This is a genomic window from Exiguobacterium sp. s39, assembly GCF_018618925.1.
Lineage (GTDB): Bacteria > Bacillota > Bacilli > Exiguobacteriales > Exiguobacteriaceae > Exiguobacterium_A > Exiguobacterium_A abrahamii.
On sequence record NZ_JACSNA010000003.1, the window covers coordinates 35,830 to 56,531 of the forward strand.

Consider the following 20,702-nt stretch of genomic DNA (forward strand, 5'->3'; position numbering starts at 1 on the left):
TAGAGACTGACTTTTGAGTCAGCCCCGTTTTAGACTGAAGACACCAGTTATATCGTCTTTTTCTCCGATTCAGTCTCAAATAGATGTTGCCAGTCTTGATACGGCATCGTGCCATTCACTGTTTCCATATCAAAGCGTAACGGTGCAATCAATTCGAGCGAATTGCCATCTGGATCCTCGAAGTAGATCGCCGCGTGCGCATGTGGATGGTTATCGAGAACAAGCGGTTGATCGGCTGCCGCTACACCAAAGGCGGATCGGACTTCAATCCCTCTCTCCTTTAACCAGTCCTGTGCTTTATCGATATTTTCTTGCTCCATCCGAAACGCCACATGTCGAATCGATGGATGATACGGTAACTCGGCTTGACCAGCTCTCCATAAACCTAACCAACTCTTGCCATGCTCGATCCAAAAGAAAGCGACGCGTTCATTTCGGAACGCACATGCTAGACCTAATTTTTCGTAAAAGACAATCGATCGTTCAAGTTCTTTGACCGGTAAATGAGCTTCATACAGTCCAGTAATCATCTTCTTCACACTCCTTTTTTTCTAGTGTAAACCATCAATTTCCAAATTTACTATCATCAGAAACGTTTAATCCGACCTGTTGAGGGAACATACACCCTATACCAAAACCAACTTTCAGGAGGAATGTTTACATGGCTGCATCGAAAAATCCGTTAACCCAATACTTCAATGACGATTTCCCAAAACAATATCAGGACGCACCAGCGGTTCAAGCAAAAATGGAACCTGTTCCCGATTGTGGCGAAGAGAGTTATAAAGGCTCTGGCAAATTGATCGGCAAAAAAGCACTGATTACGGGTGGCGACTCCGGCATCGGCCGAGCAGCAGCAATCGCCTACGCTCGTGAAGGGGCTGACATCGTGCTCAACTACTTACCAGAAGAACAACAGGATGCTGAAGAGGTCAAAGCACTCGTTGAAGCAGCGGGACAAAAAGCATATCTCTTACCTGGTGATTTAAGTGATGAATCGTTCTGTGGACAACTCGTCAAAGAAGCACACAAATCGCTCGGCGGGCTCGACATTTTGGCACTTGTCGCTGGTAAACAACAAGCTGTCGAAGATATTCTCGACCTGTCAACGGAGCAATTACGTAAGACATACGAAATCAATGTCTTCTCCCTTTTCTGGGTCGTCAAAGCAGCCTTGCCACTCTTAAAAGAAGGGGCTTCGATCATCACGACGACATCCGTTCAAGGATACAACCCAAGCGCGAACCTCTTGGATTATGCATCGACGAAGTTTGCCATCAACGGGTTCACGCGCGGACTCGCTAAACAAGTCGCGCCAAAAGGAATCCGTGTCAACTCCGTCGCACCTGGTCCGATTTGGACACCACTTCAAATCTCGGGCGGTCAGCCAAGCGAGAACATTCCAGAGTTCGGACAGGAAACACCACTGAAGCGCAGTGGTCAACCGGTCGAACTGTCGGATGTGTATGTTTTCCTCGCTTCAGACGCTGCGAGCTATGTTACAGCGCAAATCTATGGTGTCACAGGCGGAATCGAATTAGCATAAGAATTGCATTTGACGGGAATGACTCAAAAGTCAGTTTCTACAAAGACCAGGGTGGCAGAATGATAATCTGCCACCCTTTTCTCGTAAAAAAAGAAGTGCTCGTTACACGCGACTCCTACAGGAAAAAGCGCATTTTTGCGCTGTCAGAGACAAACAAGACCCGCTTTCCTGCTGAAGAAAGCAGGAAAGCTGGCTTGTGTCTCGCCTGAGGAAAGGGCGTGAAAAGACGAGTCACTCTTTTTTGAGTCAGCCCCCTTTACGTATATCTTAACGGGATATCAGTTGCATCACCGGGTACCATTTAGTCTAATGAAAGTATTAACGATGAAGGAGTGAATCAGATGACTGAAAAAGAAAAGATGATTCAAGGGGAACTCTACTTAGCACAAGATCCGGAACTCGTAGCTGACCGTATCCGAGCACAATCGCTCTGTTATGAGTTCAATCAATTGAGTGTTCATGATGGGACTAAACGGAAAGCACTTCTTCAACAATTATTCCAGACGGAGCAAGCCGACTTTTACATTGAACCGACCTTTAAATGTGATTATGGCTATAACATCACATTAGGGGCTCGCTTTTATGCCAATTATGACTGTGTCTTGCTCGATATTTGCCCGATTACGATTGGTGACAACTGCATGCTTGCTCCAGGAGTACATATCTATACTGCGACCCATCCACTCGATCCTGTCGAGCGCAACAGCGGTTATGAATTCGGAAAACCGGTCGTCATCGGAAATAATGTCTGGATCGGTGGACGTGCGGTCATCAATCCCGGTGTGACGATCGGAGATAATGCTGTCATCGCCTCAGGTAGTGTCGTCGTCAAGGATGTACCGGCAAACAGCGTCGTCGGTGGAAATCCAGCCCGAGTCATCAAAACAATCTAATTCTCATCAAATTCTAATCTGTTCCTCAGCTTCCTTTCACATGGTCTGGTTATTCTATGTATAAGAACAACAGCCACTACTAAAGGAGGACATCATCATGACTGAAAAACGAACAGATAAAGGGAATAAACGTTTCAAAAAAGGAATCGCTACACTTGCCGTAACGGGTACAGTCTTAACAGGAGCCGGAGCGTTTCTTCTCTTCACAGGTCCAGGACACTCTCTCGTCAACTCGACGGTCACCACTTCACAGCAGGCAGAGCAAAAAGTCGAAGCTGCTTCGCGCCAAGTCGAACAAAAGCTTCCTGCTTCGATGCGTGACGATCAAGAAATCGAAGGCACATTGCAAAAAGTATCGGATCGTTCGATGACGATTGACGTCAACGGTGACACTCAGACGTATGACTTTGCTTCGTCAGTCGAACGCGAAGCCGTGCAAGAAGGCGATTGGGTCAAAATCGATCTGAATGCGAATCAGCAAATCACGGAACTTGAGCGAGAAGATCAAGATGATCGGAATGACCGAGAGGACGATGGCAATCGCTCAGATGATTCATCGGATGATGCGAATGAACGATACGGCATCCTTCGTGCCCTATCACAAAGTGAATTGACACTCGAACAAGATGGACAAGAGACGGTCTACGCGATTGCGGATCGTGCGGAACGCGACGCTGCGAAATCTGGGGATATCGTAAAAATCGAATTGAATGCGGACGGTCAAGTCCGTGAAATCGACCGTGACGATGACGACGAGGATCGTAATGCTACACGCGACGAAGACCGTGACGATGCACGGGAGCAAGAAGTCCGCGGCACGCTCGCTAAAATAACGAATCAAGAGATCATCATCGAACAAAACGGTGCACAAAAGTCATACTCTCGTGCATCAAACATGGAACAAGATGATGACGTCCGCGTCGGTGGTTCCGTCAAACTTGAGTTGAACGCGTCAGACGAAGTAACAGAAATCGATGAATGATCATTAAAGGAGGATGTTTATGCCAACCACCATCTTAATCGTTGAGGACGATGCGAAAATCGCACGCCTCCTTGAACTCGAACTCCAATATGCCGGGTACGCGACACGTGTCGCCTCTAACGGAAAAGATGGTCTCGCTGCCGCTGAGCATTCGGTTGATCTCGTCTTACTCGACGTGATGATGCCGGAGCTGAGCGGCTTCGAGGTGTTGCGCAGGCTCCGCGGAAAAGGCATTCATGTCCCCGTCATTATGCTAACAGCACGTGGAGAAGTTTACGATAAAGTCGCAGGACTCGATCTTGGTGCGAATGATTATGTGACGAAACCGTTCGAGATGGAGGAACTCCTTGCCCGGATCCGGGCGTTACTCCGCACTCCGGCTTCAACGAATAACGCATCGCGCACGTTACAGTTCGCTGATCTTGTACTCGACCTTGATCGACACGAAGCATTTCGCGATGAATTGCGACTCGATTTGACACCACGTGAGTTCGAACTCCTGACGTATTTACTCGAAAACAAGGAACATGTCCTGACACGCGAACAAATCCTAAATCGCGTCTGGGGGTACGATTACTTCGGCGAGACGAATATCGTCGACGTCTACATTCGTTATCTTCGGAAAAAAGTCGATGCCCACCCTCCTGCTTTGATTCAGACCGTTCGTGGAGTGGGGTATGTGCTACGGGAGGCGACGTCATGAAGCTTCGAACGAAACTTGCTTTATCCGTCACCGCCTTCACGACACTCTTATTGTTACTTTCGTTCATCGTCGTGACCTTCGTCGTCCGCAATCATTTGATTGAATCCCGTTATACGCAGCTTGAACAGGCAGAGGAATTGATGGAGGATGATTCATCGGTCCGGGCATTACTGACGCTTCATGAAGATTCCGTCGTCTTATCGAACGAAGATGGACGATGGGTCATTTCAAACGATAAAGAGGATGACAACTCTTCTACCGTTAACGGAGACGTACGAGCAAGTGACCTCCCTGGTATCCCGCGCTCGAACGAACCTTTCAAGTCTGGCGATTGGTTCGGTATCGTCTATCAGGATCAAGCCTATTTATTCGAAGATGAAAGCGTCGATGATACGGTCTCGACACTCATCTTGACCTTCACCATCGTGTTGGTCGTCGGAATCGTCATCGCGTTCATCAGTAGCTTCTGGATTGCATATCAGACGCTTCGCCCGCTCAGGCAACTGAATGATACGATGCAACGGATCTCGTCTTCTGGAACGCTTGAGACTGTGCAGACCGAACGCGATGATGAGATCGGTCGCCTCGGTCATGTCTTCAATCAGATGATTGGGCGTGTCGATCAGACGATGGAACAACAACGGCAGTTCGTCGCCGATGTCTCGCATGAGATGAAGACACCGCTGACCGTCATCGAAGGGTATGCGCAATTATTGAAGCGATGGGGCAAAACGAAGCCGGACGTCCTTGATGAATCGATTGAAAATATCTTACAGGAGACGCATGCGATGCGGACGACCTTGATCGAGCCCATGCTCGAACTGTCTCGTCTCGGTTATGAAGAAACGTCTGTCGAAGAGATTGACTTAGCCGAGCTTGGGAGCGAACTCGCTGATCGGATGTATCACGCGACAGGGACGATCATCCCTGTTGATGCCTCTGGAACAATCCTGGCGAATCGCGAAGCGGTGCTACGCATCTTGACGATTTATATCGATAACGCCCTGAAATATGCCACTTCTCCTGAATTGCATCTGCGCAAGGAGCGACTCGCTGTTCTTGATCGAGGAACATCTCTAACGAACGAAGAACGTACCCGGTTATTTGACCGGTTTTACCGACTTGATGCAGCACGCGATCGTTCAGGAAGTGGACTCGGATTGTCGATTGCTGCTGCACTTGCGACGACACACCATTTTCAGGTCGGTAGTGAAGCGCGTCAGCCAGATGGCAGTTGTTTCTATCTGATTCCCGAGCAGTCTAAATGAAACTTTTTCTACATTTGTGTCGTACACTTAAGGAAGAACGTCACATGATGAAAGAAGGAATTTCACGATGGCTAAAAAACGTTGGGGTGGACTTGCTGTTGCCGGCGCCTTTCTCTTAACGAAAGGAAAGGTCATCCTTGCCTTATTGAAACTTTCGAAGTTTGGAGGCACTCTGATTTCGTTCGGAGTTTCGCTTCTCTTTTACGCTCAAGTATTCGGTGTCTGGTTCGGAGTCGGATTGCTCTATCTCCTATTCATTCATGAGATGGGACATCTACTCGCTGCGAAACGACTCGGTTTTAAAACGGGTCCCGCGATTTTCGTACCGTTCATGGGAGCCGTCATCGGAATCAAAGATACGTTCCGGACACCAAAACAAGAAGCGATTCTTGCGTACGGTGGACCACTCGCGGGTCTTGTGTCCCTGATTCCGCTTGCGATTGGATACGCTGTGACGGGAAATGACTTTTGGCTCGTCATCTTCCATCTCGGAGCTCTATTGAATCTCTTCAACCTACTTCCCGTCAGTCCGCTTGACGGCGGACGGATTCTTGCGGGACTTCCGATCATCGTTTGGGTCGCTGGTCTTGCTGCCTTGATTGCTTACGGCATCACGAACTTCAGCCTGATTCTGCTCTTGATTGCTTTCTTCGGCGGCAGTGCTGTCTGGAAACGGTATAAGTTCGCAAAACAATATGAGGCGAACCGATCGACCTTGATGTTATACCGTGCTGCACGCGAACGCGTCTTACGCGCAAAGGCGGAGCAGGAACGTGCAAACGCTGAAGTCGTTCTTGCACCGGAAGTGGAGGAAGAACAAACGGTCGAAAGTACGTACGATCCGATTGCTTGGTCGCTTCGTCTCGATTTACAAGATTTGCGACAAGCGAGTCCAGAAGAGGCACGTCAGGAAGCGGACGATCTGTTACGGTATCAATATGATGCTGCGAACGACTACGATGCGTTGTTGCGACGAATCGATCAGCGGATCGAACCGCTCCGACTCGCTGAAGAGTCGGTCCAGTATCACCAGATGCCGAAAAAACAACAAACGATCACCTTACTCGCTTACTTGGCGCTCGGTGCCATTTTATTCATTGCTTTCGAGTACTCGAAAGGGTACTTGCCTACACCATCTTAAAACGAGTTCCATCGGATGCGCTTCATGGCGCATCCTTTTTTCATGGAACGAACACATTGACTAGAGTGATTTCTTGCATCTCTTCATAGAAGCGACTACTCTGAGTAAAACCCTACTTACCACTTGTCTAAAAAAGGAGGCTCTCCTTCCATGAATAAAAACACTGCCCGTTTGGGTGAAGCACCTGTCAACCAGCTCTTACTTAGTCTCTCCTTGCCGGCAATGGTCGGGATGCTCGTCACGGCACTCTATAATATCGTCGATACGATTTTCGTCGCTCAAGGCATCGGTACGGCTGCCGTTGCCGCTGTCGGAATCGCTTTCCCCGTCCAGCTCGTGTTGATGGCAATCGCCAACTCGATTGGGATCGGGGGGGCTGCGATTGCGTCACAACGGCTTGGTCAAAAACAGACGGACGGTGCCAGTCGTGCTTATGCGAACGTCTTGATAGCGGTTTTCTTCATCAGTATGCTCGCCATCATCAGTGCTTTCATCTTCGTCGAACCGTTACTTCGTCTCTTTGGAGCGACAGATGAAATCATGCCGTATAGCATCGATTTCTTACGCGTCCTCTTGATCGGATCTCCTTTCTTCATGTTGACGATGGCGTCGAGTGCAATGTTACGCGCAGAAGGACGCGCGAACTATCAGATGCGCGTCATGTTGACGACGGTTGCCATCAACATCGTCCTGACACCTCTGTTCATCTTTGGTCTTGATTGGGGCATCCAAGGTGCTGCACTCGGGACAGTCGTTGCGCAAATCGTCGGTGCTGCACTTGTTTTCCGATTCTTCTTTACGAAACGTCGGCAAACGGGGTTAACACTCGATCGGAATGCTTTCAAACCCGATTTCCGTTTAACGTTTCGGATGATGCAAATCGGATCATCGTCGTTCATCATGCAAGTCTCCCAATCGATTTTGTTCATCACCGTCAACCACATGCTCGTCCGGTACGGGGGTACGACAGAACTAGCGACGTTTGCGGTCATCAATAAGTTCATGGCGCTTGTCGGTATGCCGATCATGGGGATCGTACAAGGGATGCAACCGATCGTCGGGTATAATTTCGGTTCTCGGCAATTTAGCCGGATGTCGCTTGCCATCAAACTCGCAATCCGTTACGGCTTATCGTTATCAATCAGCTTGTGGTTACTGATTCAACTGTTCCCCCGTTTTTGGGTCGGCTTGTTCACGGAAGAAGCAACACTGCTGCAGGAAGGCTCGAGTGCGATGCGCATCTTATTCGCTCTATCGTTCGTCTATGGGATTCAAATGATTGTCAACGGGATGTATCAATCGCTCGCCAAAGCAAAAGTCGCTTTATTCTTGTCCTTGTCACGCCAAACGTTATACACGATTCCACTCGTCCTAATCTTACCCCTGTTCTTCGGTGTCAATGGTGTCTGGTTCGCTTTCCCGATCGCTGATGCGATGGCTGTCTTGACGGCCCTTGTCTTCGCCTATAAAGATCGCGTTCTGTTATTTAAGCCGGAGGAATACGTCGCAGAGGAACAAAAAGTCGCCACCGCGAAGTGAATGGAAGAGATATCAGATCATCTGCCTTGCAGATGGTCTTTTTTGATGGACTTCTATAATACGAACATGTATTCTGTTACTAGTGAATGACAGAAAGGAGCCTGCTACATGTATACATTAGCGATTGACTTTGAAACGGCAAATCGGAATAGCCGAAGTATTTGTGCGTTTGGTTGGTCCGTTCTCTCTAACGGTCGCGTCACGGAGAGTAAACAGGTCTTAATCAATCCAGAAGAAAACTTCGATGCCGGAAACATCCGGGTTCATGGAATTCGTCCGAGTGATGTCTTCGATGCACCGACGTTACCTGAAGCGATGGAAGCACATGGCTTATACGATTTAATTGCAGGTGCTCAACTGGTCGTCGCCCACAATGCATCATTTGATATGGGGGCGCTCCAAAAAGCGATTCAAAAATACGATATGTACCAGATGCCTGCTTTCACGTACGGTTGCACGGTCAAGTTATCCCGCAAACTGTATCCGTGGTTGCCGAACCATCGATTGAATACGATGGCAGAATTCCTCAACGTCTCTTTCCAGCACCATGATGCGAAAGAGGATGCCTACGTCTGTGCCTTGCTCTTAAACGATATGTTGGAACGAACGAATCTACAGGATCCGGTCACCTTGCATACGTTTTGTGGCGTTCGGATGGGACAGGTTGCCTATTAATAAACAAAAAAATTGTAGACAACAGGGCTGACTCCAAAAAATGATGCATCTTTTCACGCCCTTTCCTCAGGCGAGACACAAGCCAGTTTTCCCGCTCTATTCGAGCAGGAAACGGGTCTCGTTTGTCTCTGACATCGCATAAATGCGCTTTTCCCTGTAGGAGTGGCGTGTGGCGCGTCATTCTTTTTATACCGAAGGATCAGAGAAGCGTTTTGTTCACTCGACATCGCTTCCTAGGGAAAAACAAGCAAGAGCGACCCTGCAGCGAAGCGAAGCGGCGCGATGCTTGTCCCAGGAAAATGATGCGAGACGAACAAAAAAGCGCAATCCTTCTCGTTAGAGAAAAATTGCACTTTACCTTCAGTCTCAAAGCACTCTAGACACGAGATCTAGAGTGCTTTTTGATGCTGTTCTATTATTTGCTTGTTTGTTTGATCGGGAACCAGCCTGGACGACTTGTGATACCTGCCCATAACGCATCTGGAACGACGAGTTCTGCTTGTGCTTCTGGATCAAGTTCGGTCCGGATTGACGCAAGGTCACCCGCTTCGACTTTCTCAACCCATTTCGGTTCCATGATCAGTTCACGACCGAGGGCGATCATTGGAACGACAGCCAAACCTTGTTCGACTTCGTCCGCTGTGTGCAACGATCCGACACCGATGACAGGTACTTGTTCGCCAACACGTTCTTGGACGAGCGTGATTGGTGATGTCGTTGCATTTTCGTCACGAATCGAACCTGCGAAGAAGTCCATCACGGAAACGTGCAAGTAATCGAGGTCTTTTTTCGCCAGCTCATCGACGAGGCGCATCGTATCATCGAGTGTGATTCCTGGATTTTCGATCTCTTCTGGAGAGAAACGGTATCCGACGATGAACGAAGGATCCTGTTTCGCGACAGCTTCGACTGCATCCACGACCGCTAATGGGAAGGCGAGACGTTTTTCTAAGCTACCGCCCCATTTGTCTTCGCGACGGTTTGAGTGTGGTGAGAAGAATTGTTGAATCAAGTACGTGTTCGCACCGTGAATCTCAACACCATCAAATCCAGCTTCCATCGCACGACGTGTCGCTTGACCGAATGCTTCAACGATTGCTTCAACTTCTTCTGCCTCTAATGCACGAGGTGTCATTGCCCCTTCACGTACGGGTGCGACAGCACTTGCACTGACTGTTTGCCCACCGACGAGTTCTGGTGGTGCCATGCGACCAGCGTGGAAGATTTGTAAGATCGCTTTTGCGCCTTTATCTTGAATCGTTTTTGCAAGTCGCTTCAGACTTGGAACGAGATCGTCACGATGCGCACCGAACTCATTCGGGAATCCTTGACCGTCTGCCGTGACGTTCGCACATGCTGTAATGACCGCACTGACGCCGCCTGAACGTTCCGCATAGTACGCGAGTTCCGCATCCGATACTTCGCCGTTCTCTTGTGCCGCATAGTTCGTCATCGGTGCCATCAAGACGCGGTTTTTCAGCGTCACACCGTTTGGTAATGTAAATGGTTCAAACATTGCTTGAGTTGCCATGAGTGAAGTGCCTCCTCTAATTTCTTGAATTGAATATCGACAGTATACGCTCGTCTTCCTCTGAATAGCTACTGATGTGCTTACGTGATGTGTCACTTGCGGATCGCTTTACGACGACCACCCGGCCACCACCAGTTCCAGTGACCAAATAGTTTCATCAGTGCGGGGACGAGTAGCATCCGGACGATCGTAGCATCAATAAATATCGCAAGCGCGATACCGACGCCAAGTTGTTTAATTGGACTGACGCCCGTGAAGGCAAACGCCCCTGTGACGACGATCATGATCAAGGCAGCAGACGTAATGATTTTACTCGTCTTCGCAAGCCCCATCTCGGTCGCGTAATCGTTATCGCCTGTCTCGTCATAATACTCTTCCATTCGCGAGACGAGGAACACTTCATAATCCATCGATAAACCAAAGACGAGTGAGAAGATGAAGACCGGTGTCAGAATGCCGATCGTCTCCTGCGGAAGAACTGCGCCGGACTCGAACAAGATGACGAGTAATCCGAATGTCGCTCCTAGACTAAGCAAATTCATCAGAATCGCCTTGATTGGGATCAAGATGGACCGGAACGCAATCAGCAGGATGATGAATGTCGCCAAAACGACGACACCGACTGCTAGTGGGAGTTTCGATTCAATGGCATCATAAATTTCCTGATTGAAGGCTGCCGGTCCCCCGACAAGATAACCGTCCGCTTGCATCTTTCGCACCCAGTCTTGCGAAGCAGCATCGCCGGGATCTCCTTTTAAGTTAACATCAATTCGTGCTTGGTCGTTCTCTGATAGAAATGCCGTCAAAGCTTCGCGCCCGGCCGGAACAGCGACTAACTGCTCGAGCGTCACTTGTTGCTGTTCGGCAATCGTTGCGGCGGATACGACGGAACGTACATCGGGATCCGACTCGAGTCGAATCGTCACGTCTTCGATTTTTTCTCGTCCCACCTCTGAGGAAGCATCAGCAGATAAAATGAGGACGGCGTCCGTTCCATCGTTTCCGAATGTTTTTTCCCACGACTCAAAGGCGAGACGCGATGGATACGATTCCGGTAAAGCGGTCGCTTGCGGAATGTTCAACGTCAAATCACGTAACGGCAATAAACAAGGTAACAACAGCAATAAGGACAAAATCGTGACTGCGACCGGGCGCTTCATGACGAAACGAGCGAGGCGACGCCAACGATCTTCACTACGACCTGCTCGCTGCCGGAAGAGTCGTCCTTTCTCTAACACCTTCCCGAAAACGATCAATAGTGCCGGTAGTAACGTTAATGCACTGACGACTGCCCCGAGGACCGAAACGAGCGTCCCGATCGCAACAGCGCGGAAGACATCCACATCAATCAGCAATAGCCCGGCAAGTCCGACGAATACACAGATTCCGGAAAATAAAATTGAACGCCCTGCCGTCTCGACCGAACGGATCGCCGCCTTCCGAATATCTTGTCCGTCCTGCCGTTCTTCGCGAAATCGATTGACGTATAACAGCGAAAAATCAATTCCGAGCGCCAGCGAAATCATCGCGACCGCATTCAAGACGAAGATTGATAACTCTTGTTGCCCGGCGACGAAATAAAGAACACCGGCACCAAAGACAAAAGTAACGAGTCCCATGATCAACGGTAGGATGGCGGCAACCGGAGTACCGAAAACGAGTAGCAAGACGATCAACGCTGCTGGAATTCCAATCAACTCAGCCCGGATGAGATCATTTTTCGACGCTGTATTCAAATCATCGACGACGACTGGTTCACCCGTTAGTCGAATCGTTCCGGTATCATCCAGTTGACGTGTGACCGCAGCTGCCCATTTCGCATCAAGTGTCGGTACCCCGACCGTCACGTATCCCTTATCGTTCCGAATCGCTCGCGGATTTTCAACAGGACCAGTGACGTTCCCGACACCTTTGATATCACGGAAGCGCTCGACATGTTCCACCATCGTTTGTTGTAGATTCTCTTGATTTTCAAATAGAACGATGATCGTATGCGGATCCTGACCGAAGTCTTGATCGAGTACTGTCTCGACGCGTTGAAAATCACCGTCACGCGTAAATCCGTTTCCTTCTAGCCGATCGGGTAGTTGATAAGCGAAATATCCAAGCACGACGAGCAGGATTGCCCAAACAATCAACACTCCTCGAAAATACGTACTCATCAGATGACCAAGCCGTTGCATGATGCGTCCCCTTTCTGTATAAACGTACAAAAAACATCCTTCTTGCTGAAAAGCGAAAAGGATGTTTCATTACGTCTTTTGAAAAATTTGAACCCATGTGTTGCCGAATGTCGCCGATGTCGATACGATCGCAAGACGTCGCGCCTCTTCATCGAGTAACACACTTTTGAGTAAAACGGAGGAATGACATCCCTCGAACTTATATTTCAGCTGACTCTTCTCATACAAGTAAAAACGAGATGAATCGGTGATCGAAAACAATTGGTGCCGGTGATCAACGAGCGAGTACTCCGCGTAATCTGAAAAAGGAATGATCGATTCCTGATTCGTCGCAGCGTCCCAAATCACATACCGTTCTTTTAGATCATCATAAGAAATGATCGTCGTAGGTGCGATGAATCGTTCGAACGTCAAACGTGTATCATATCCTCGCTCCACTAAGCGCCCGAACAGTGGCGCCTCTTCATAATTTGAGTACCGCCAGTCCCCTGTTTGAACGTTCACACAGACGACGTCTGTTTCTGCCGTGTACAGGAAGATCTCATCATCTTGCCACAAGAATAAATTACTGAACCATGCCTCGGAAAAAGCAGCGGGTCGCTTGATATAATCTAAATGCCCTTGCTCTAAATCTAGTAAACCAAAATAAGCTGACTCTTCAAATACGATGAACAATCGTCCACCGCCTGGCTCAATGTACCAGGAGAATGGAACATACGCACATGCTGTTTCCCATAGTGGTCTTAAATCCGCATCACATTTCATAAATCCGTGGCGATCTCGAAAAAGAAGCAAATCCTCCCCGATTCGATCAAACAGTGAGACGGATTCATGGAGTAACAGCTCTGCAGCAGGTTTATACATATGCATCACTTCCTACTTCATACGGTATCAACCTTCTCAGTTTCTCGCTACTATTGATGCGCTCGGCTTGCACCTCCTGTTATACTAACTTCATGGAAAAAGGAGGACGAACACGATGAAACCTTTACAATTATCAGCAGAGACGGCTGTCGAACTCGCAAAACGTCTGAACGTACCACTTGAACAACTGATGCATATGCCGCGCCATATCTTGATTCAAAAGCTCGTCGAACTCGAGCAGGAACAAGCGAAAACAGAATCGGATTCGTCTAGCGAATCGGAATCCTGAGTAAAAAGCCTCTTTTCCAATGACGGAAGGAGGCTTTAATCTTCGTTTAAGATTGTGGATGATAGTCTGATTTACCGTAACGGAAGACATTGATGATTGCTTTTCCGTCACTCGGATAACCATTCGGATGATCGATCGGGAAGAGGGAGAAAAAGACGAAATAAAACGAGAAATACGCAAATTGGTACGTAAAAATCGACGCCTCGAACACGCCGGCATAAATAAGACCATTTACGACTAAGATACTCACCAAGTTCGCGATCGATCCACCAGCATAGACCATGATATTAGCAAACTTCGTTTCGTGACGTAGCGCCTCATATTGACACCATCCATCCCAAAAATAAACACGATTCAGTCGAATTGGACCAACACGAAGCAATGATTTGCCTGAACCAATATTGATTTCCATGTTTCCACCGAACAATCGGGCAAAAAAGTAATGACCCATCTCATGAATCAATGTCACGATAGGTAGCAGTAAAAAGAACGATAAAAAGAATTTCCATAAATCACCGAAACCGAACATACAACGTACACCCTCTCACTTCAAAACAACATCTTAAATACTACATATAATTTTCCCGAAAGATGTATCTTCAAACAATGTTTCGATGATTTTCGCAAGTCAATTGCATGACAGACTGACATCGGACTGTCATCCACGTAAAAAAAGGACGAAGTCTTATAGCGCTTCGTCCTTCTTGATTTAATCGGTTTTCTTACGACGTTTGTTCGCTGCGTACAACAATCCGATAATTGTCAGTGCTGCACCACCTGCCACCGCATACTTCTTGTAGTCCGCTTTTCGTTCGGCGATGACCGTCGTCGTCAATGCTGGAACGACCAACTGTTTCTCTTCATGCAGTCGTGGTGCGTGCAACTTAACGGCACCCGACTCCACTAACACCTCGAATTCACCGTTTGGCAATTCAATCGTGATATCCTCTTCCGTCGCATTATGATAGACACGCTGCCGTTCGACGTATCCTTCATATGTTCGCTTCAGTTCAAAGGCAATGACACCTTCCCCTTCTTCGAGGAAACGAAGATGCTTTTTGATCATCGATGCGTTTGCGAGACGGAACATCGGATACTGACGACGAAGGGCAATCAATCCTTTGACGTACTCGACGGCCGGGCGCTCTGTTTCTGCACGTTCATAATCGAGACGATTGACGACCTCTCCGGCATTGAAGCTGTCACGAATACCGTCCTTCGTCCGGAAAAACTCTTGTCCGGCATGAAGGAACGGAATCCCTTGTCCCGTCAAGATGATCGCATTCGCGAGCATTTGCCGTTTCCGACGAGTCTCTTCCGTATCCTCTGGGCGAGACACCGTTAATTTATCCCAAATCGTCAAATCATCGTGAGCTTCGACATACGAGACGACCTGATTCGGCTCATCAGCAAATCCTTGTGAAGAGACGTTACCAGCGATTCCCCGTTTGACTTCACTCGTCCGGTCGAATGCCCCGCTGATGAAACCACGGTCTTCCGGCGTTTGAACATCTCCTTTGACCCCGTCTCGTAAACCGTTATTGAAGTGAGCGATTCCTGGCATTTTCGGTGCATTGAAGTAGTTCGCTTTTTCTTCTGGATCAAGTGGCGTATCGAGATCCCAACCTTCACCGATGATCAGAATCGACGGATCAATCCGGTCAAGTGCATGGCGCACCTGATTCATTGTCTCGACATCATGCAGTCCCATCAAATCGAATCGGAAACCATCCAGATGGTATTCTTTCGCCCAGTACGTCACACAATCAAGAATGAACTTTCGCATCATCAGACGTTCAGATGCCGTATCATTTCCACAGAAACTACCATTTGAGAGACTACCATCCGCCTCTTGACGATAGAAGTATCCAGGAACGAACTGACCGAGCGGAACCGTTGCTACATCATACGTATGATTGAAGACGACGTCCATGATGACACGGATCCCGCGATCGTGTAACGCTTGTACCAATTGTTTTAATTCAAGAATCCGCGTTCGTGGATCATCTGGATTCGACGAGTATGAACCTTCCGGCGCAAAGTAGTTCACCGGGTCATACCCCCAGTTATAGTTATCCGGGTCGTTCGGCGCTGTCTCATTGACTGAGCCAAAATCATAGATCGGCAGTAACTGGACATGTGTCACACCGAGATCCGCTAAATAATCAAGTCCTGTCAATCCGCCATTTGGTGTCCGTGTCCCTGCTTCCGTCAGCCCAGCGAACGTACCACGTGCGACGACACCACTAGCCGGATGACTCGTTGCATCGCGTACATGTAATTCATACACAACTGCGTCTTGCGAAGAATGGAACAGTGGGCGTTCTTCGATCCATCGTTCTGGTGTCACACTTGTCGGGTCGATCAACGCACCGCGTTTTCCATTCGTTCCGACGGCTTTCGCATACGGATCGACCGCCTCGACCTTTTGTCCGTTGATGCTCGCTTGAAACGTATAGAAATAACCTTCATATGCCGCTCGATCGAGTTCAACGACGTACGTTCCCCGTTCGCCTGCCACCATCTCGACCTCTTCGACTTTTCGTGCGCGTAGTGTCTTGTAGAGACGAATCACGACACGTTCTGCCGTCGGCGCCCATAAGCGCACGCGAATCGCTGTCTCTGAGAAGGTCGCTCCTAAATCATTTCCACTATAGGCAAATCGCTCATCCAGTTCTTGCGGTGTGAGCGTCAACATGTCTGCTGTTTGTTTCAAAGCTAAGCACCCCTTTCATTTCATGGTTTTTATTATAACAAAATTTCAAAGCAGTGGACGCTTCCGGTATTCCTCTCTAAAATAGAGAGTGGAATGAAAGGGGAGATTAACATGGCAGCAAAAGATAATTCATTTGATATCGTGTCACAAATCAACATCGAGGAAGTCAAGAATGCAGTTCAGATCGCACTAAAAGAAATCACGAACCGCTTCGACTTCAAAGGTTCAAAGAGCGACATGAAGCTCGAAAAAGAGGATTTGATTCTAATCTCAGATGACGATTTCAAACTCGATCAAGTCAAAGATGTCTTAACAGCAAAATTGATCAAGCGCGAAGTCCCGACCAAAAACCTGCAGTACGAAAAAGTCGAACAGGCTGCTGGCAATACGGTTCGCCAACGCGTCATCCTTAAGAGCGGGATTGATCGTGACGATGCGAAAAAGATCAACAATGCCGTCAAGGAATCGAAATTAAAAGTGAAGACACAGATCCAAGATGATCAAATCCGCGTCACAGGTAAATCACGTGACGACTTGCAACAAGTCATGCAAATCGTTCGTGAGCTTCCGTTATCGGTCGACGTTCAATTCATTAACTTCCGTTAATCTACTCGCGTTAAATCGGCTGAACGTTCTTGTTCAGTCCATCAAACAAAAAAGGGAGGTGCTTTCTGGATCGTATCCAAGAAGCACCTCCCTTCATTTATATTGTTGCTTATTGCGCTGTGTAACCACCATCGAGAACGACAGCTTGACCCGTGACACCTGCTGCTTTGTCACTTGCAAGGAAAATAGCGTAATCCGCGATTTCTTTGACTTGGAGTAACCGTTGTTGCGGGACAAGTGGATAGATGACTTCTTCTAATACACGTTCGAGTGGTACATTCCGTGTTTCAGCGAGCGAAGACAATTGGTTTTGGACGAGTGGTGTATCGACATATCCTGGGCAAATCGCGTTGACCGTGATACCCGAAGTTGCCCCTTCTAATGCTGCGACTTTCGTTAAACCGATGACACCGTGTTTCGCACTGTTATAAGCAGCTTTCCCTGCAAAACCAATCAATCCGTTGATCGATGACATGTTCAAGATCCGTCCAGAGCCTTGTTTTTTCATGATCGGGAAGACATATTTCGTATAAAGGAATGGTGCACGAAGCATGATGCTTTGAAGCAAGTCGAATTTCTCAGTCGAGAACTCTTCGATTGGTGAGACGTGTTGCATTCCCGCGTTATTGATGACGATATCAATCGTTCCGTAATGTGCGACAGTCTGATCGATACTTGATTTGATTGCCTCTTCACTTGTCACATCACCTGCGACAGCAAACGCATCGAAGCCTTTTTCACGAAGCGTTTCAGCAGAGCGTTTTGCAGCTTCTTCCTGAAGATCGACGATGACGACCTTCGCACCTTCTTGAGCGAATTCTTCAGCGATCTCAAGACCGATTCCGCTTGCTGCTCCTGTAATTAACGCGACTTTTCCTTCGAGTTGTTTCATCATGATGGATTCCTTCTTTCTTTATCTTTACGTGTTCGGTCTCTTTACTGTACGCTGATTGAAAGAATAATAAAAATGAATACTTGTTATGACATCTATAACTCAAAAGAATAGGAGAATACTGATGGATTTCCGCCAACTGGAATACTTTACGGAAGTGGCACGCTTCAAAAGCTTCACTCGTGCCGCTGAACATCTCCACGTCACGCAACCGACACTCAGTAAAATGGTCCGTCACTTAGAAGAAGAACTTGAGATGGAATTGTTCGACCGGAGCAAACGACAAATCGTCCTGACGGATGCCGGCGAGACCTTATTGATTGAAGGTGAAAAGATTCTGCGACAGTTATCTGATCTGCCTTCTCATCTCTATGATGTCATGCATCTGACGAAGGGAACGATTCGGCTCGGCGTACCCCCACTAATTGGTTCGCTGTTTTTCCCGGGTCTACTGCGTCGCTTCGAAGAGATGTATCCGATGATTCAAATCGAATTAATCGAAGCCGGTGGACATGCGTTAGAAAAAGCGGTCGTCGCCGGTGAAGTCGATTTGATCGCAACGGTGCTGCCTTCGGATGAGCATTTAACGACACACCCCTTCATTGAAGAAGAACTTCATTTATTCTTACCGAGTGATCATCCACTCGCTGATCGGTCGATGATTGCGTTAGAAGAAGTTTCCGACATGCCGTTCGTCTTGTTCAACGAAACGTTCTCGCTACACGATGTTGTCTTGAACGCCTGCCAAGATGCCGGATTTACGCCTAACGTGTCTCGGGTGAGCTCGCAGTGGGACTTCTTATGTTTACTAGTCGCAGAAGGAAATGCCGTGACTGTCCTGCCGCGTTCGATCGCGGATCGCTTTTCGATTCGTGGCGTCAAAACGATCCCACTTGAAACACGAGTCCCGTGGCACTTAGGAATCGCTGTTCCAACCGGTCGCTACCAATCGTACGTGACGCGGAAATGGATTCAATTCGTCAGCGATATGTATTCCAAATAAGCATACTTTTCATAAAAACCATGTATTTGTAGAATGGAAATTCTTCCTTTACGATGAGAACATCGTTAAAAAAGAAAGGAAGTCCTTTACCATGGCAACTCATTTTGAATCACGTCACGAAACAGGCGTTAAAAAACTCAGCGAATTCACAGACGCAAACGCTGCACAATCGACGCATGACAAAATCTCTGAATCCCTGAAAGATATCGCTCCAGCAGTCGGTGAGTGGATCACGGATTTCGCATACGGTGAAGTTTACAGCCGCGATGGTCTCGTCAACCGTGACCGCGCAATCGTGACGATTGCTTCTCTCGTCACACAAGGTACAGAACCACAGCTTGCTCTCCACATCAATACTGGATTGACAGCTGGTTTAACAGGAAACGAAATCGTCGAAGCTATCATGCATCTTGTTCCTTACACTGGATTCCCACGTGTCTTGAACGCACTTGAAGTCGCAAAAGTCGTCTTCGCAGAACGTGGCGTCACAGTCGAAACAGAATAAGATCCGTACGACTTAATTGAAAAAAGATGGGCATGACGCATTTTCGGGTATCTCCTTAACAAAGGAGTGGTCGATCATGCGTTATGCCCTTTTTGCGGATCTTCACAGCTCAGTAGCCGACACAGCGGCTGTCCTAGCTGACATACGGCGGCTCGCTCCCGATGCGCATTTGTTTTGTCTCGGTGATGTTCATGAATGCCATGTCGGTAAAAAGCGAGCAAAGCGCTATTCTTTCGAATCGCTCTCCCTCGTCGTGACGCTCGATGATGATTTTTTAAAGCTGATTGATTTTAAGACGTTACTTGGTAATCAAGAAGAGCGCATCCTGTCGCTCGTTCCACCGCATCTATCTCCTGTCATCGATGTATTACGCGATTGCCCTCGAAAACAACGCATCGAGGGGGCATTGTTGATTCATGGAGACCAACTCAGTTGGTCGCGGGATTTTCTACCCGACCTGTCACAACAACGCGAACCGTTACTCTTTTTTGGTCATAGTCATATCAGAGGTTTGTTTCGAAATGGCATCGCCAAACCGAGCCCACTAGGTCAAACTTTATCCATCAAAGGAGGACGGTATGCCGTCAATCTAGGTCCCGTCGTGTTCGAACGAGAATGGTGTCTTTACGATTCAGAGCAACAAACGATCGTGTTCTATCAGGCGAAGTAAGAAGATACGACAAAAGCCGTCGGGCACAGGGCTCGACGGCTTTTGTTCGTGTATCTTATTGATCAGAGATAACGGACAAGCGATGCCTTGACGACATCCACTTGTGTGAAGTTCGTCTCTTCCGCGAATGTTTCGATGACTTGACGGACATCCCCTTGACGACGTACGAAGCTCGTCGGGACTGGTGTCGTACCGACAAGTTGCTCATGCAGACTCGTCAATCGATGATCATCGATGATCGTCGTCATCAAATCAAGGAACAGGAGAACATGCAGACGGTTCAAATAATCCCATGGTTTGTCTTCCGAACGGAATTCATTACGAGCGAGCCATTTTTTCAATCCGATCGCATCGATTTGACTCAACGTCTCTGTCGTACGTGCTGACTTCCAAAGCGTCAACAGTTCACCCAGTTTTTTCCGTGTCTGTTTCTTACGCATGAAGAATTCAAAATTGTCTTTCGTCCGTAATGCGTCTCCTTCAATCGGAGCAATCAAATCGGCTTCCGGCGCCGTCACGAAATCGTGAACGAAATCGACAGACTCTCCCGGTAACCAAGCAGCGACTTTCCCGTGAAACTCAGCCATGAAGGCGACCGTTTCTGCCAAAGGCTCCTGCTTCATCTGTGAAGCAGCTTGCTGTAATCGTTCTTTCGTCTCAGTCTTCATAATCTACCTCTTCTTATTCGTGGATTGG

Annotated in this window: 21 protein-coding genes; 13 read left to right on the plus strand and 8 right to left on the minus strand. The window is 48.1% G+C overall.

What is annotated here, in order from left to right; all coding sequences use genetic code 11:
• Positions 1-47: 47 nt before the first annotated feature.
• Positions 48-530 (minus strand): VOC family protein, encoded by a 483-nt coding sequence (locus KNQ11_RS13385; protein ID WP_214772248.1) that lies wholly within the window; start codon positions 528-530, stop codon positions 48-50.
• 131 nt (positions 531-661) lie between these two features.
• Here KNQ11_RS13385 and KNQ11_RS13390 point away from each other — a divergent pair, with 131 nt between their 5' ends.
• From KNQ11_RS13390 to KNQ11_RS13425, 8 genes are all read left to right on the plus strand, one after another.
• Positions 662-1,546, plus strand: coding sequence for an SDR family oxidoreductase (locus tag KNQ11_RS13390; RefSeq protein WP_214772250.1), 885 nt, complete (start codon positions 662-664; stop codon positions 1,544-1,546).
• A 341-nt stretch (positions 1,547-1,887) separates the two neighbouring features.
• Positions 1,888-2,439, plus strand: a complete 552-nt coding sequence (locus tag KNQ11_RS13395; protein ID WP_035395634.1) for a maltose acetyltransferase domain-containing protein — start codon at positions 1,888-1,890, stop codon at positions 2,437-2,439.
• Positions 2,440-2,536: 97 nt separating this feature from the next.
• The gene (locus KNQ11_RS13400) at positions 2,537-3,421 is read left to right on the plus strand and encodes a hypothetical protein (RefSeq protein ID WP_251133431.1); all 885 of its coding nucleotides are present in this window, start codon (positions 2,537-2,539) and stop codon (positions 3,419-3,421) included.
• A gap of 19 nt (positions 3,422-3,440) precedes the next feature.
• Complete coding sequence (locus tag KNQ11_RS13405; protein WP_214772252.1) at positions 3,441-4,124, plus strand: response regulator transcription factor; 684 nt, start codon at positions 3,441-3,443, stop codon at positions 4,122-4,124.
• Positions 4,121-5,392: a HAMP domain-containing sensor histidine kinase gene (locus tag KNQ11_RS13410; protein WP_149427992.1), complete on the plus strand. Its 1,272-nt coding sequence runs from the start codon at positions 4,121-4,123 to the stop codon at positions 5,390-5,392. The genes KNQ11_RS13405 and KNQ11_RS13410 overlap by 4 nt, the downstream gene beginning before the upstream one ends.
• A 67-nt stretch (positions 5,393-5,459) precedes the next feature.
• Positions 5,460-6,533, plus strand: coding sequence for a site-2 protease family protein (locus KNQ11_RS13415; RefSeq protein ID WP_149427993.1), 1,074 nt, complete (start codon positions 5,460-5,462; stop codon positions 6,531-6,533).
• A gap of 150 nt (positions 6,534-6,683) precedes the next feature.
• On the plus strand, positions 6,684-8,072 hold the full coding sequence (locus KNQ11_RS13420) for an MATE family efflux transporter (protein WP_149427994.1): 1,389 nt from the start codon (positions 6,684-6,686) through the stop codon (positions 8,070-8,072).
• Between the two features lie 108 nt (positions 8,073-8,180).
• Positions 8,181-8,747 (plus strand): 3'-5' exonuclease, encoded by a 567-nt coding sequence (locus KNQ11_RS13425; RefSeq protein ID WP_053452136.1) that lies wholly within the window; start codon positions 8,181-8,183, stop codon positions 8,745-8,747.
• 415 nt (positions 8,748-9,162) lie between these two features.
• On the opposite strand, the gene KNQ11_RS13430 is transcribed toward KNQ11_RS13425, so the two are convergent.
• From KNQ11_RS13430 to KNQ11_RS13440, 3 genes are all read right to left on the minus strand, one after another.
• Positions 9,163-10,278 (minus strand): NADH-dependent flavin oxidoreductase, encoded by a 1,116-nt coding sequence (locus tag KNQ11_RS13430; protein ID WP_058265686.1) that lies wholly within the window; start codon positions 10,276-10,278, stop codon positions 9,163-9,165.
• Between the two features lie 92 nt (positions 10,279-10,370).
• Complete coding sequence (locus KNQ11_RS13435) at positions 10,371-12,461, minus strand: MMPL family transporter (RefSeq protein ID WP_214725094.1); 2,091 nt, start codon at positions 12,459-12,461, stop codon at positions 10,371-10,373.
• Positions 12,462-12,530: 69 nt separating this feature from the next.
• Positions 12,531-13,325 carry a hypothetical protein gene (locus tag KNQ11_RS13440; protein WP_082663182.1) on the minus strand — a complete coding sequence of 265 codons (795 nt, stop codon included), beginning with the start codon at positions 13,323-13,325 and terminating at the stop codon, positions 12,531-12,533.
• A gap of 115 nt (positions 13,326-13,440) precedes the next feature.
• On the opposite strand from KNQ11_RS13440, the gene KNQ11_RS13445 reads away from it, so the two are divergent.
• The gene (locus KNQ11_RS13445; protein ID WP_023469668.1) at positions 13,441-13,614 is read left to right on the plus strand and encodes a YycC family protein; all 174 of its coding nucleotides are present in this window, start codon (positions 13,441-13,443) and stop codon (positions 13,612-13,614) included.
• A 46-nt stretch (positions 13,615-13,660) separates the two neighbouring features.
• On the opposite strand, the gene KNQ11_RS13450 is transcribed toward KNQ11_RS13445, so the two are convergent.
• Both KNQ11_RS13450 and pulA read right to left on the minus strand, forming a co-directional pair.
• Positions 13,661-14,143, minus strand: coding sequence for a site-2 protease family protein (locus KNQ11_RS13450; protein WP_058265683.1), 483 nt, complete (start codon positions 14,141-14,143; stop codon positions 13,661-13,663).
• Positions 14,144-14,323: 180 nt separating this feature from the next.
• Entirely contained in the window at positions 14,324-16,330 is a 2,007-nt protein-coding gene (gene pulA / locus KNQ11_RS13455; protein WP_251133430.1) for a type I pullulanase, read from the minus strand.
• 111 nt (positions 16,331-16,441) lie between these two features.
• Between pulA and KNQ11_RS13460 the strand changes: the two genes are divergently transcribed.
• Complete coding sequence (locus KNQ11_RS13460) at positions 16,442-16,936, plus strand: YajQ family cyclic di-GMP-binding protein (protein WP_023469671.1); 495 nt, start codon at positions 16,442-16,444, stop codon at positions 16,934-16,936.
• Positions 16,937-17,045: 109 nt separating this feature from the next.
• Here the strand turns inward: KNQ11_RS13460 and KNQ11_RS13465 are convergent, their stop codons facing one another.
• Positions 17,046-17,831: a 3-hydroxybutyrate dehydrogenase gene (locus KNQ11_RS13465; protein ID WP_023469672.1), complete on the minus strand. Its 786-nt coding sequence runs from the start codon at positions 17,829-17,831 to the stop codon at positions 17,046-17,048.
• Positions 17,832-17,952: 121 nt separating this feature from the next.
• Here KNQ11_RS13465 and KNQ11_RS13470 point away from each other — a divergent pair, with 121 nt between their 5' ends.
• The 3 genes from KNQ11_RS13470 to KNQ11_RS13480 all read left to right on the plus strand — a co-directional run bounded on the left by KNQ11_RS13470 (position 17,953) and on the right by KNQ11_RS13480 (position 20,006).
• The gene (locus KNQ11_RS13470; RefSeq protein ID WP_050678448.1) at positions 17,953-18,831 is read left to right on the plus strand and encodes a LysR family transcriptional regulator; all 879 of its coding nucleotides are present in this window, start codon (positions 17,953-17,955) and stop codon (positions 18,829-18,831) included.
• A gap of 91 nt (positions 18,832-18,922) precedes the next feature.
• The gene (locus KNQ11_RS13475) at positions 18,923-19,336 is read left to right on the plus strand and encodes a carboxymuconolactone decarboxylase family protein (RefSeq protein ID WP_023469674.1); all 414 of its coding nucleotides are present in this window, start codon (positions 18,923-18,925) and stop codon (positions 19,334-19,336) included.
• A gap of 76 nt (positions 19,337-19,412) precedes the next feature.
• Entirely contained in the window at positions 19,413-20,006 is a 594-nt protein-coding gene (locus KNQ11_RS13480) for a metallophosphoesterase family protein (RefSeq protein WP_214725099.1), read from the plus strand.
• A 62-nt stretch (positions 20,007-20,068) separates the two neighbouring features.
• On the opposite strand, the gene KNQ11_RS13485 is transcribed toward KNQ11_RS13480, so the two are convergent.
• Positions 20,069-20,674 carry a hypothetical protein gene (locus KNQ11_RS13485; protein WP_214725101.1) on the minus strand — a complete coding sequence of 202 codons (606 nt, stop codon included), beginning with the start codon at positions 20,672-20,674 and terminating at the stop codon, positions 20,069-20,071.
• Between the last annotated feature and the right edge of the window lie 28 nt (positions 20,675-20,702).